The organism is Streptomyces sp. MI02-7b, from assembly GCF_033793585.1.
GTDB lineage: Bacteria > Actinomycetota > Actinomycetes > Streptomycetales > Streptomycetaceae > Actinacidiphila.
The window spans coordinates 1-12,724 of record NZ_JARAWX010000010.1 but is presented as its reverse complement, the minus strand read 5'-3'; the positions used below and the strand labels follow the sequence as shown (position 1 = coordinate 12,724).

Genomic DNA, 12,724 nt, shown 5'->3' with positions numbered 1-12,724 from the left:
GTGAGACTGTGCTTACTTGAGGAAGTCGGGGACGTCGAGCTCCTCGGCGCTGGTGTCCTGGTAGGGACGCGCCGGGGGGACCTGCGGGGCGGCCGGCTGGGCCGGGACCTCGGCCACCGGCTCGGGCTGGGCGGGCTCCTCGTCACGCTGGGTGACGCTGCCCAGGCCGGCGAAGGCCGGACGCGACGGCTCGGCCGGCGGGGTGGCCGGGCGGACCGGGGACGTCGTGGTGCCGCTGCTCTCGTCGCGGGAGCTGCCGTACGCGCCGAGCACCTTGTCCCGGTTGCTGCGGGTCGGGGGCTGGCCGCCGTCGAAACCGGCCGCGATGACGGTGACCCGGACCTCGTCGCCCAGGGCGTCGTCGATGACGGCGCCGAAGATGATGTTGGCCTCGGGATGCGCGGCCTCGCTGACCAGTTGGGCCGACTCGTTGATCTCGAACAGGCCGAGGTCGGAGCCGCCGGAGATGGACAGCAGCACGCCCCGCGCGCCGTCGATGGACGCCTCCAGCAGCGGGGACGAGATGGCCATCTCCGCGGCGGCGACGGCGCGGTCGTCGCCGCGGGCCGAGCCGATGCCCATGAGGGCGGAACCCGCCTCGGACATCACCGACTTCACATCGGCGAAGTCGAGGTTGATCAGGCCCGGTGTGGTGATCAGGTCGGTGATGCCCTGGACACCGGAGAGCAGCACCTGGTCAGCGGACCGGAAGGCGTCCAGCACGCTCACCTGGCGGTCCGAGATGGACAGCAACCGGTCGTTGGGGATCACGATGAGGGTGTCGACCTCGTCGCGCAGCTGGGCGATGCCGTCCTCGGCCTGGTTGGCGCGACGGCGGCCCTCGAAGGTGAACGGGCGGGTGACCACCCCGATCGTGAGGGCGCCCAGCGAGCGGGCGATGTTGGCGACCACAGGCGCGCCACCGGTGCCGGTGCCGCCGCCCTCACCCGCGGTGACGAAGACCATGTCGGCGCCCTTGAGCACCTCTTCGATCTCCTCGCGGTGGTCCTCGGCGGCCTTGCGGCCGACATCCGGGTTGGCGCCGGCACCGAGGCCGCGCGTGAGTTCGCGGCCGACATCGAGTTTCACGTCGGCGTCGCTCATCAGCAGGGCCTGTGCATCGGTGTTGATCGCGATGAACTCGACGCCCTTGAGACCGACCTCGATCATCCGGTTGATGGCGTTGACGCCACCGCCGCCGATGCCGACGACCTTGATGACTGCGAGGTAGTTCTGCGGTGCTGCCACGTCGAAGGCCTCTCGCCTCGAGTTACGTATACCTGTGGGACGGTCGGGAGGTGCCGGCCGACCCGAACCCTAACCCTCAGGTTTAGGGTTACCAGTATGTCTGTCCCGCACGTTCTTTGGGACAGGACACTAAATCGACAAGCGGTTCGCGTTCAACGAACACGCCGAACCTCCCGTTTTTCTTTTGACCCTATGTGATCACGCAGGAGCCGGACCAACCAGGGTGTCGAACTGAAGGCTGGGACGTCAACCGTCCGACGCCGCAGGGGCTGTTGGGGCACTCACGTCGTAGAAGACCGCACCCTCTTCGACTTTCATCAGGGCGGCGAGCGCGAACGCCTTTTCCTCGCCCCGCTCCACGCTCCCCCACACCACGGTGCGTCCGCCCGCCAACTCCACCGAGATGTCGTCCCAGGAGCGCACTTCGATCAGACGGGCCTGCTGGTAGGCGGCTTTCGGGAGATCGGCGGCGACCTGGACGGCCGCGGCGAGGAGGCGCTTTGTCCCGAAATGGCGAAAGCTCGCCGAGTCGCGGTCGGGGCTCAATTCGATGACGGGGACACCCTTGATGAGGTCGCGGATCTCCGCGAACCGTACGCCGTCGGCGTCCACTTCGATGAAGTTCCCGCCATCTTTCACCAGGGCGGCGGGAGTTCGCTCCGTCACTTTAAGAACGATCGTGTGCGGCCATGAACGTTCCACTGTCACATTCGCGATCCGCGGAAGACGTTCACGCAGCCGGCCGCCCACCGCGTCGGTGTCCACGGAGACCAACGGGGCGCCCACGGGCACCTCGGCGGCGTCCCGCACTTCGTCGGGGCTCAGGACGTCGGCGCCGGTCACGGTGACGGACGTCGTCCGCAGCCAGGCCGAGCCGTAGAGCAACCAGGCGGACGTGCCCGTCAGCAGGCCGGCGGCCGTGAGCGCCGCGAGCGCGATCACACGCCGGCGGCGGGCCGATCGCGGCGACGGCCGGATCTCGTCGTCGTCCTGGTCGGCGGCCGGCTCGGCGGTCGTCGGTACGGCCACGTTCGCCTCCGGGGGTTGGGGGTGGGTTCGTCCGCTGCGCAGCAGGCTAGCCGCCCCGCCCGGCTCTCCGGCGGGCGCACGCCGGTGGGTGGGCCGGGGCCCACCCACCGGGCTCAGCGACGACGGGCGGCGATCGCCTCGCGCACCATGCCGACGAGCAGTTCGTCGGCGTGCGGGCGGCCGAATTCGGCGGCGGCGCGGGACATTTCATACAGTCGGTGCGGATCGGTCAGAACCGGCAGCACATGGCCCAGCACCCACTCGGCGGTGAGTTCGGCGTCGTCGACGATGACGCCGCCGCCGGCCTTGACCACCGGCTGGGCGTTGAGGCGCTGCTCGCCGTTGCCGATCGGCAGCGGGACGTAGGCCGCGGGCAGGCCCACCGCTGACAGCTCGGCGACGGTCATGGCGCCGGCGCGGCAGAGCATCATGTCGGCGGCGGCGTAGGCCAGATCCATCCGGTCCAGGTAGGGCAACGGGATGTACTGCGGCATGCCGGGCATATTGTCGGCCGGCGGGAGTTCGTTCTTCGGGCCGACCGCGTGCAGGATCTGCACACCGGACTGCTGCAGGCGCGGTGCGACGGAGGCGATCACCTCGTTGAGCCTGCGGGCGCCCTGGGAACCGCCGGAGACCAGCAGCGTCGGCAGGCCCTGGTCGAGCCCGAAGGCGGCCCGCGCCTCGGCCCGCATCGCGACGCGGTCCAGCGTGGCGATGGACCGGCGCAGCGGGATGCCGACGTAACGGGAGTGCCGCAGCTTGCTGTCGGGGGTGCTCACCGCGACGTAGTCGGTGTAGCGCGAGCCGATCTTGTTCGCCAGGCCGGGGCGGGCATTGGCCTCGTGCACCACGATCGGCACACCGAGCCGCTTGGCGGCCAGGTATCCGGGCAGCGCCACGTAGCCGCCGAAGCCGACCAGCGCGTCCGCCTTGGTGCGCTCCAGGATCTGCTCCGCGGCCTTGATCGTGCCGCGCAGCCGCCCGGGTACGGTGATCAGCTCGGGGGTGGGCTTGCGCGGCAGCGGTACAGCGGGGATCAGGGCCAGCTCGTAACCGCGCTCGGGCACGAGCCGGGTCTCCAGGCCCCGTTCCGTGCCCAGCGCGGTGATCCCCACGGTCGGATCCTGCCTGCGCAGGGCATCGGCGAGCGCGAGCGCGGGCTCGATGTGGCCGGCGGTCCCCCCACCGGCGAGTACGACATGCACCGAAATTCACCGCTCCCTGGACGGCCGCCGTGTGACGAGCCGCCTCATTGTCCGTGTCATTGCCCCCGGCCAGTAGCCGGGCCCCCGCGCCTTGAGTGCCGCCCGCGCCCCGGGTTCACTCCTCGCGAAGGAGATGAGCAGCCCGATCGCGAACATGGTCGGCAGGAGGGCCGAGCCTCCGTAGGAGAACAGCGGGAGCGGGACGCCGGCGATCGGCAGCAGGCCGAGCACCGCACCGATGTTGACCACGAACTGCGCCGTGATCCACGTCGTCACCCCACCCGCGGCAAACCTGACGAAGCGGTCCTCCGTACGACCGGCCACGCGGATACCCGCATAGCCTAGAGCCGCGAAGAGGGCGAGCACCGACAGCGTCCCCGCCAGGCCCAGTTCCTCCCCGGTCACGGCGAAGATGAAGTCGGTGTGCGGTTCCGGCAGTTGGCCCCATTTTTCCACACTGGCACCGAGACCGGAACCGAACCATCCGCCGGAGGCCAGCGCATAGATCCCGTGCACGGCCTGCCAGCAGCCGCCACTGGGAGTGACGTCGGTGGCTCCGATGCAGGCGAGCCGGCCCATCCGGTTGCCACTGGTCTTGATCAGCAGGAAACCGATGACGCCGGCCACCGCCAGCACGCCCGCGAACAGCCGGGTGGGGGCGCCGGCGATCCACAGCAGGCCGAACAGGATCGCGGTCAGGATGATGGCGGTGCCCATGTCGCCGCCGAGCATGATGAGCCCCAGCAGCAGGAAGGCGATCGGCACCAGCGGGATCAGCAGGTGCTTCCACTGGACGAGCAGCTTCTTGTCGTCCTTGCGGGCCAGCAGGTCGGCACCCCACAGAACGAGGGCCAGCTTGCCGAACTCACTGGGCTGGAGCTGGAACGGGCCGCCGAGGTAGATCCAGTTCTGGTTGCCGTGCACCGACTGCCCTATCCCCGGCACCTGCACCAGCGCCATCAGGAAGACCGAGCCCACCAGCAGCGGGTACGCCAGCGCCCGGTGCAGCCGCACGGGGATCCGGGATCCGACGATGAGCAGCCCGGTGCCCAGCACGGCCGCGAAGAGCTGCTTGCGGAAGTAGTAGGTGGAGGGCAGCCCGTACTCCAGGGCCTTGATCTGGGAGGCGGAGAAGACCATCACCAGGCCGAGGACGGTGATCAGCAGGCTGCTGCCGAGGATCACGTAGTAGGCCGTCAACGGGCGGTCCCAGGCCCGCTTGGCCCGGTCGAAGACCACCTTGGCGCCGCGCAGGGCACTCCCCCGCGACGGGCCCCTCGGGGGGCGCGGCGCCGGTGGCCCCGCGCGTCCCGGCCGGGGCAGTGCCGCCGCAGGGCGCGCCGGACGGGCGGGGGCGCCGAGCGCGTTGCGGGAACGAGAACCGGAGGCACCACCGTGGTCGGCTGCCGTCATGTCCCCTCCTTGGTCGCGGTGCGTGCCGGAGCGGCCTGCGGCTACTGCCCGGTGCCGGGGACCCGCAGGTCCCGTACGGCCTCCGCGAACGCGTCGCCGCGGACGTTGTAGTTCGCGAACATGTCCATCGAGGCACAGGCCGGGGCCAGGAGCACCGTGTCGCCCGGGCGGGCCAGGTCCCGCGCCGCGCGGACGGCGGCCGCCATCGCCCCAGTGTCGGTGCGGTCGAGGTCGACGACCGGGACCTCGGGGGCGTGTCGCGCGAGCGCTTCGCCGATGAGGGCCCGGTCGGCGCCGATCAGGACGACGCCGCGCAGCCGCTCGGCGGCGCCCGTGACGAGCTCGTCGAAGGTGGCGCCCTTGGCGAGGCCGCCGGCGATCCAGACGATGTGCTCGTAGGCGGCCAGCGACGCCTCGGCGGCGTGCGTGTTGGTGGCCTTGGAGTCGTCGATGTACGTGACGTCGTCGACCGTGCCGGCGTGCGCGATGCGGTGGGCGTCCGGGCGGAAGGCGCGCAGGCCGTCGCGGACGGCGGCCGGCGCGACGCCGAAGGCCCGGGCCAGGGCGGCGGCGGCCAGCGCGTTGGCGATGTTGTGCGGGGCCGGCGGGTTCACGTCGGTGACCTCCGCCAGCTCCTGGGCGGTGGTGTGCCGCTCGGGGGCGAAGGCGCGGTCGACCAGGATGCCGTCCACGACGCCGAGTTCGGAGGGGCGGGGGCTGCCGAGGCCGAAGCCGATCGCGCGGCAGCCCTCCTCGACGTCGGCCTCGCGCACCAGGGCCTCGGTCGCGGGATCGGCGAGGTTGTAGACGCAGGCGACCGTGTTGCCCTCGTAGATGCGGCCCTTGTCGGCGGCGTAGGCGGCCATCGAGCCGTGCCAGTCGAGGTGGTCCGGGGCGAGGTTGAGCACCGCGGCGGAGTGCGGGCGCACCGAGGGCGCCCAGTGCAGCTGGTAGCTGGACAGCTCGACCGCCAGCACGTCGTACGGCTCGTCGGAGAGCACGACGTCCAGGACGGGGGTGCCGATGTTCCCCACGGCCGCGGTGCGCAGGCCCGCGGCGCGCAGGATCGAGGCCAGCATCTGCACGGTCGTGGTCTTGCCGTTGGTGCCGGTGACCGCGAGCCAGGGGGCCGCCGTGCCCGCCGAGGGGGCCTCCCGCAGCCGCCACGCCAGCTCCACGTCCCCCCAGATCGCGACTCCGGCCGCCTCGGCGGCGGTGAACAGCGCGCTGGTGGGCTTCCAGCCCGGGGAAGTGACGATCAGTTCGGTGCCCTCGGGCAGGGTGGCGCCGTCGCCGAGCCGCACGGCGACGCCGAGCGCCTCCAGGGCGGCGGCCTGCGCGCGGTGCCGCTCGCCGTCGCCGCCGTCCACCACGGTGACCCGCGCGCCCAGCGCGGCGAGCACCTCGGCGGCCGGGATGCCGGAGACCCCGAGCCCGGCCACCGTGACCCGGCGGCCCGGCAGCCCGAGCGCGCGGGCCGCCTCGACGGCGTGCGCGGGAAGCGTGCGCGGTCCGCCGCGCCCGGCGCCGGATCCCTGCCCGGAGGGCGGCGTCACTGCGCGGCCACCCAGCCCGCGTAGAAGAGGCCGAGACCGACGGCCATGCACATGCCCTGGATGATCCAGAAGCGGACGACGACCAGGACCTCGCCCCAGCCCTTGAGTTCGAAGTGGTGCTGCAGCGGGGCCATGCGGAAGACGCGCTTGCCGGTCAGGCGGAAGGAGCCGACCTGGATGACCACGGAGAGGGTGATGAGGACGAACAGGCCGCCGAGGATGGCGAGCAGCATCTCGGTGCGCGAGCAGATGGCCAGACCGGCCAGCGCGCCGCCGAGTGCGAGCGAGCCCGTGTCGCCCATGAAGATCTTGGCCGGCGAAGTGTTCCACCACAGGAAGCCGAAGCAGGCGCCCATGAGCGCGGCGGCGACCACCGCGAGGTCCAGCGGATGGGGCACGTCGTAACAGCCCGGCCCCGCGGTGACGACGTTGGAGCAGGACTGGCCGTACTGCCACACGCCGATGACGGTGTACGAGGCGAAGACCATCACCGAGGCGCCGGTGGCGAGGCCGTCGAGGCCGTCGGTGAGGTTCACGCCGTTCGACATCGCGAGGATCATGAACAGCGCCCAGATCACGAAGATCACCGGGCCGAGCGACCAGCCGAAGTCCTGCGTGAAGGACAGCCGCGTGGACGCGGGAGTCACCCCGCGGGAGTCGGCGAACTGCAGCGACAGCACCGCGAAGGTGATGCCCACGATCAGCTGGCCGGCCATCTTCGCCTTGGCGCGCAGACCGAGGCTGCGCTGCTTGACGATCTTGATGTAGTCGTCGAGGAAGCCGACGACGCCGAGGCCGGCGAAGAGGAAGAGCACCAGCAGGCCGGAGATCGTCGGCCGCTCGGAGGTGATCACCTTGGTGAGCGCGTACGCGACGAGCGTGGCCAGGATGAAGGCGATGCCACCCATGGTGGGCGTACCGCGCTTGCTGTGGTGTTCCTTGGGGCCGTCGTCGCGGATGAACTGGCCGTAGCCCTTGCGGGCCAGCAGCTTGATCAGCATCGGAGTGCCGATCAGGGAGAGGAAGAGACCGAGGACGCCCGAGACCAGGATCTGGTTCATTACCGAGCGCCCCCACCCTCGACGCCGTCGAGCAGCGCGAGCGCCACCCGTTCCAGTCCGACCGCCCTCGATGCCTTCACCAGCACGACGTCCCCCGGACGCAGCTCACTGCGCAACAGGTCGATCGCCGCCTCAGCGTCGGACACGTGCACCGACTCCTCACCCCACGAACCCTCGTTGTAGGCGCCCATTTGCACCCAGGCGGCCGCCTGGCCGCCGACCGCCACCAGCTTGCTGACGTTGAGCCGGACGGCGAGCCGTCCGACCGCGTCGTGTTCGGCGAGGGACTCCCCGCCGAGCTCGGCCATCTCGCCCAGCACCGCCCACGTGCGGCCCCCGCGCGCCTCGGCGGCACGCCCCATCGCCGCGAGCGCGCGCAGGGCGGCCCGCATGGACTCGGGGTTCGCGTTGTAGGCGTCGTTGACGACCGTCACGCCGTCCGGCCGTTCGACGACCTCCATACGCCAGCGCGACAGCGTCCCGGCTTCGGAGAGCGCGATGGCGATCTCGTCTGTGGGCATGCCGAGTTCACGGGCTACGGCGGCCGCGGCGAGCGCGTTCGACACGTGGTGCTCACCGTACAGGCGCAAGGTCACTTCGCTGCACCCGGTAGGTGTTGTGAGCGTGAAGACGGCCTGACCTCGGTCGTTGAGACGGACGTTCTCGGCACGCACATCGGCGTCCGGGGCCTCGCCGAACAGCACGACGCGCGCCTTGGTGCGCGATTCCATGGCGCGCACCAGGGGGTCGTCGGCGTTCAGCACGGCGAGGCCGCCCTCGGCGGCCTCCGGCAGCCCCTCGACCATCTCGCCCTTGGCCTGGGCGATCTGCTCGCGGCCGCCGAACTCGCCGATGTGGGCGGTCCCGACGTTGAGGACCAGGCCGATGCGCGGCGGGGTCAGCTCGGTGAGGTAGCGGATGTGGCCGATGCCGCGGGCGCCCATTTCCAGCACCAGGTGCCGGGTGGACTCGTCGGCCCGCAGCGCGGTCAGGGGGAGCCCGATCTCGTTGTTGAGGGAGCCGGGCGTCCAGACGGTCGGGGCGAGCCGCTGGAGCACCTGGGCGATGAGGTCCTTGGTGCTGGTCTTGCCCGCCGATCCGGTCAGCGCCACGAGGGTCGCGCCGAGCCGTTCGATGACGTGCTTGGCCAGCCGTCCGAGGGCGATCTGGACGTCGTCCACGACGATCGCGGGCACACCGACCGGCCGGGCGGCCAGTACGGCGACCGCGCCGGCCGCGACGGCCCGCTCCGCGTAGTCGTGACCGTCCACGCGCTCGCCCTGGAAGGCGACGAACAGCCCGCCCGGCTGGACCTGACGGGAGTCGATCTCCACGGACCCGGTGACCCGAAGGCCGGGGTCCGGTATGTCGTACGTGCTCCCGCCGACCGCCTGGGCGACCTCGGCGAGGGTGAGTGGGATCACAGCTGGTCCTGGTCCTTCTCCTGCGCTGGCGTGCCCGCGGCGTGCCCGATGGCCGCGCGAAGCACTTCTCGGTCGTCGAAGGGGCGTACCACTCCGGCGATGTCCTGACCCTGCTCATGGCCCTTGCCGGCCACCAGTACGGTGTCGCCGGGCCGGGCCAGGGCGACGGCCGTCGCGATGGCGGCCGCCCGTTCCGGCTCGACGACGACGTGGCCCCGCTCGTGCGCCGGCACCCCGGCGGCACCGGACAGCATCGCGGTGAGGATCACGAGCGGGTCCTCGGAGCGGGGGTTGTCGGAGGTGAGCACGACGGTGTCGGCGAGCCGCGCGGCGGCGGCGCCCATCGGGCCGCGCTTGGTCTGGTCGCGGTCGCCGCCGCAGCCCAGCACGATGTGCAGGCTGCCCTTGGTGACCTTGCGCAGCGCCCGCAGCACCGACTCGACGGCGTCGGTCTTGTGCGCGTAGTCCACGACCGCCAGATACGGCTGGCCCGCGTCCACCCGTTCCAGCCGGCCCGGCACGCCCGGCACGGCGGCCACGCCGTCGGCGGCCGTCTGCGGGTCGATCCCGGCCACCGCGAGGGCGGTGATCGCCGCGAGCGCGTTGGCGACGTTGAAGGGGCCGGGCAGCGGCGAGACGGCACTCACGCGCCGTCCCCCGGGGCCCACGACGGTGAACGTGGAGCGCGACGCGCCGATCTCGACGTGCTCGGCGCGCCAGTCGGCGTCCGGGTGGCCCTCCGCGGAGAAGGTCGTCACCGGCACCCCCGCCTCGCGGACCAGCCGGCGGCCGTACTCGTCGTCGATGTTGACCACACCGAGCCGGCTACGGCGCGGGGTGAACAACTGCGCCTTGGCCTGGAAGTAGTCCTCCATCCCCGAGTGGAACTCCATGTGCTCGGGGCTGAGGTTGTTGAAGACGGCGACGTCGAACACCGCGCCGTCCACCCGCCCCAGCACCAGGGCGTGGCTGGAGACCTCCATGACGACCGCGCCGACGGCCCGTTCGCGCATCACCGCGAACAGCGCCTGCAGGTCGGTGGCCTCGGGAGTGGTGCGCTCACTCTTGATCCGCTCGTCGCCGATCCGCGACTCGACGGTGCCGATGAGGCCGGTGTGCGTGCCGTGCACCGCGCGCAGACCGCCCTCGACGAGGTACGCGGTCGTGGTCTTGCCGGAGGTGCCGGTGATGCCGATCTGCAGCAGGTGCTCGCCCGGCCGGTCGTAGATCTCGGCGGCCAGTTCGCCCATCGAGGACCGGGGGTCCGGGACGGTCAGGACCGGCAGTCCGGTCGCGGCGGCGCGCTCGGCGCCCGCCGGGTCGGTGAGGATCGCGACGGCGCCCAGATCGGCCGCCTGGGCGGCGAAGTCGGCGCCGTGGAAACGGGCCCCGGGCAGGGCCGCGTAGAGGTCGCCGGGGCGGACGGCACGCGAGTCATGGGTGATCCCGGTGACCGGGGCGGCGTCCTGTGCGGGCGGCTGCGCGCCCAGTCTCGCGGCCAGATCCGCGGGCGACTTGGGGTGGACCCGGGACGGTCGGGGCGCGCCGGGCTGGGGCTGTTCGGGTGTGGGGGACTGATCAGCGAGTGACACGGCGGTGAGAGTACCCGCCGGGCCGGGCCCGGGGCCAAAAGGCCTCCGCGCCTCTTCCCGCACGGCACTTCGCCCGTCCGGGTGCCCGGTACGTTCCGCGTCCGCAGCGCGACCGTGCGTGCCCGCCGCGGCGGGGCCGTCCTGCGTCATGTCCGCCGTCCCTTCCCGCCTTCACGTCGTTCGCGTCCGTCGTACCCTCCGCGCGGTTCGCGCGGTTCGCGCCGTTCGCACTCTTCGCGCCCTTCATGCTCCTTCACGACTTCGACGGGTCCCACTCGACCGGCAGGCTCGGCGTCCGCGTACCGCTCGGCGGCACCCGCAGGGACTTCAGGGCGAACTCCATGACCTGCTTGAAGACCGGGCCGCAGATCTGGCCGCCGAAGTAGCTGCCGCGCGTGGGGTTCTGGATCACGCAGGAGACGGTCAGCCGCGGCTTGTCCGCCGGCGCGAAGCCCATGAAGGAGGCGGTGTAGCCACTGTAGGTGCCGGTGTCCGGGTCCACCCGGTTGGCCGTGCCGGTCTTGCCCGCCACGCGGTACCCGGCGATCCGGGCCTTGACGCCGGTGCCCTGCTCGCTGCCGACGACCGACTCCAGCATCGTGGCGAGCGTCCGCGCGGTCTTCGTACTGACCACCCGGGTCTTCTTCGGCGCCGCGGCGGGCACGAACTGCCCGTCGGGGCCGGTCGTCCCGCGCACCAGGCTGGGTTCCACCCGGACGCCTCCGTTGGCGATCGTCGAGTACACCGAGGTGGCCTGCACGGCGTTCAGCGACAGGCCCTGCCCGAACGGGATCGTGTACTGCTGGGACGCGTTCCAGTCGTCCGGCTTCGCCAGGATGCCGGGCGTCTCACCGGGGAAGTCGAGACCGGTGGGCCGCCCGATGCCGAACCTGTGCAAGTAGGAGTAGAGGACGCGATTGGCCTGTTTCTGGTTCTTGCCGAGCTGTTCGGCGGCGAGGATCGTGCCGATGTTGCTCGACTTGGCGAGCACGCCGTTCAGCGTCAGGTACCAGGTGCCGTGGTCCACGTCGTCGTGGAAGACCCGGTCGGCGCGGGGCAGCGTGCCCGGCACGGTCACATGGGTCTGCGGGGTGGCCACGCCCTCGTCGAGGACGGCGGCCATCGACATCAGCTTGCTGACGCTGCCGGGCTCGTAGGCGTCCTCGATCGCGAAGTTGTGCAGCGCCGAGGCGTCCGCCCGGGACAGGTCGTTGGCGTCGAAGCCGGGCGAGTTGGCCATGGCCAGGATCTGCCCGGTGCGGGTGTCCTGGACGACGACGTAGCCGCGGTCCGCTTCGGACTGCGCGACCTGGTCGGTGATGGCCCGCTGCGCCGCCCACTGGATGTCCCGGTCGAGGGTCAGCTCCACGTCCGTGCCGGGCTCCGCGGCCTGTTCGCGCACACTGGCCGTGGGCACCCGGCGGCCGCCCGACTGGGCGTAGGTGATCGTGCCGTCCTTGCCCGCCAGGAGCTTGTTCAGGCTGTTCTCCAGCCCGCCGCCGCCCACGTCGGAGGCGTTGACCCAGCCGATGACCCCGGCGGCGAGGTCCCCCGCGGGGTAGACCCGCTTGCTGTGCCGCAGCCGGAAGACGCCGGCCAGGTAGTTGCCGTCGTCGCCCCTGGCGGCCTTGTCGGCCAGTGCGTTCTGCAGGTCCTTGATCTGGTTCCAGACCTGCGGCGACTGCTGGCGGGCGATGATCTCGTTGCGCGACTTGGGGTAGTTCGCCAGCTGCTTGGCGATGGTCTGCGCGTCGCCGTCGACGATCGGCGCCAGCAGTTCGGCCGCGCGCTGCGGGGCGTCCTTGACCTTGGCGTACTCGGGGGTGAACAGCAGCGGGTCGGCGGTGATGTCGTACGCGTCGACGGTGGTGGCCAGGTCGATGCCGTTGCGGTCGGTGACCGTGCCCCGTTCGGCGGGCAGCGTGGCCTTGAAGTTCCGGTTGATCTCGGCCTTGGCGGTGAACGTCGCCGCGTCGACGGCCTGCACCTGGAAGAGCCGGATCACGAAGGTCATCATCACCAGGGAGAGCGCCAGGCTCACCAGCCGCAGCCGGGGACGCGGCCTGCCCAGCCGCAGCAGCGCCGTCCCGGAGGGCGAGACCGGCCCCCGCGGCGCGGGACGGCGCCCCCGCTGCCGGGGCGGGGGGTTGCCGCGGGCGTGCGCCTCACGGGGCGGAACGGGCCTGCGCCCGCCGC

The 12,724-nt window shown here is 71.8% G+C and carries 9 protein-coding genes; all 9 read right to left on the bottom strand.

The genetic code is table 11. The features are described from left to right. Positions 1–12: 12 nt before the first annotated feature. Positions 13–1,248, bottom strand: a complete 1,236-nt coding sequence (gene ftsZ / locus PV364_RS17980; RefSeq protein WP_319661045.1) for a cell division protein FtsZ — start codon at positions 1,246–1,248, stop codon at positions 13–15. A gap of 246 nt (positions 1,249–1,494) precedes the next feature. Beyond that, positions 1,495–2,277 carry a cell division protein FtsQ/DivIB gene (locus tag PV364_RS17975; protein WP_401974714.1) on the bottom strand — a complete coding sequence of 261 codons (783 nt, stop codon included), beginning with the start codon at positions 2,275–2,277 and terminating at the stop codon, positions 1,495–1,497. A 113-nt stretch (positions 2,278–2,390) separates the two neighbouring features. Beyond that, positions 2,391–3,482, bottom strand: coding sequence for an undecaprenyldiphospho-muramoylpentapeptide beta-N-acetylglucosaminyltransferase (gene murG, locus PV364_RS17970; protein WP_319661043.1), 1,092 nt, complete (start codon positions 3,480–3,482; stop codon positions 2,391–2,393). A gap of 6 nt (positions 3,483–3,488) precedes the next feature. Next, a complete protein-coding gene (gene ftsW, locus PV364_RS17965) occupies positions 3,489–4,895 on the bottom strand; it encodes a putative lipid II flippase FtsW (protein ID WP_319661042.1) in 1,407 nt (468 codons plus the stop codon). A gap of 41 nt (positions 4,896–4,936) precedes the next feature. Then, positions 4,937–6,358 (bottom strand): UDP-N-acetylmuramoyl-L-alanine--D-glutamate ligase, encoded by a 1,422-nt coding sequence (gene murD, locus PV364_RS17960; RefSeq protein ID WP_319661308.1) that lies wholly within the window; start codon positions 6,356–6,358, stop codon positions 4,937–4,939. 89 nt (positions 6,359–6,447) lie between these two features. Continuing rightward, complete coding sequence (gene mraY, locus PV364_RS17955) at positions 6,448–7,512, bottom strand: phospho-N-acetylmuramoyl-pentapeptide-transferase (protein ID WP_319661041.1); 1,065 nt, start codon at positions 7,510–7,512, stop codon at positions 6,448–6,450. After that, the gene (locus tag PV364_RS17950) at positions 7,512–8,936 is read right to left on the bottom strand and encodes a UDP-N-acetylmuramoyl-tripeptide--D-alanyl-D-alanine ligase (protein WP_319661040.1); all 1,425 of its coding nucleotides are present in this window, start codon (positions 8,934–8,936) and stop codon (positions 7,512–7,514) included. The genes mraY and PV364_RS17950 overlap by 1 nt, the downstream gene beginning before the upstream one ends. Continuing rightward, positions 8,933–10,678 (bottom strand): UDP-N-acetylmuramoyl-L-alanyl-D-glutamate--2,6-diaminopimelate ligase, encoded by a 1,746-nt coding sequence (locus PV364_RS17945; protein ID WP_401974720.1) that lies wholly within the window; start codon positions 10,676–10,678, stop codon positions 8,933–8,935. The genes PV364_RS17950 and PV364_RS17945 overlap by 4 nt, the downstream gene beginning before the upstream one ends. Before the next feature lie 103 nt (positions 10,679–10,781). Next, on the bottom strand, positions 10,782–12,724 hold a 1,943-nt coding region (locus PV364_RS17940; RefSeq protein WP_319661038.1), incomplete at its 5' end, for a penicillin-binding protein 2.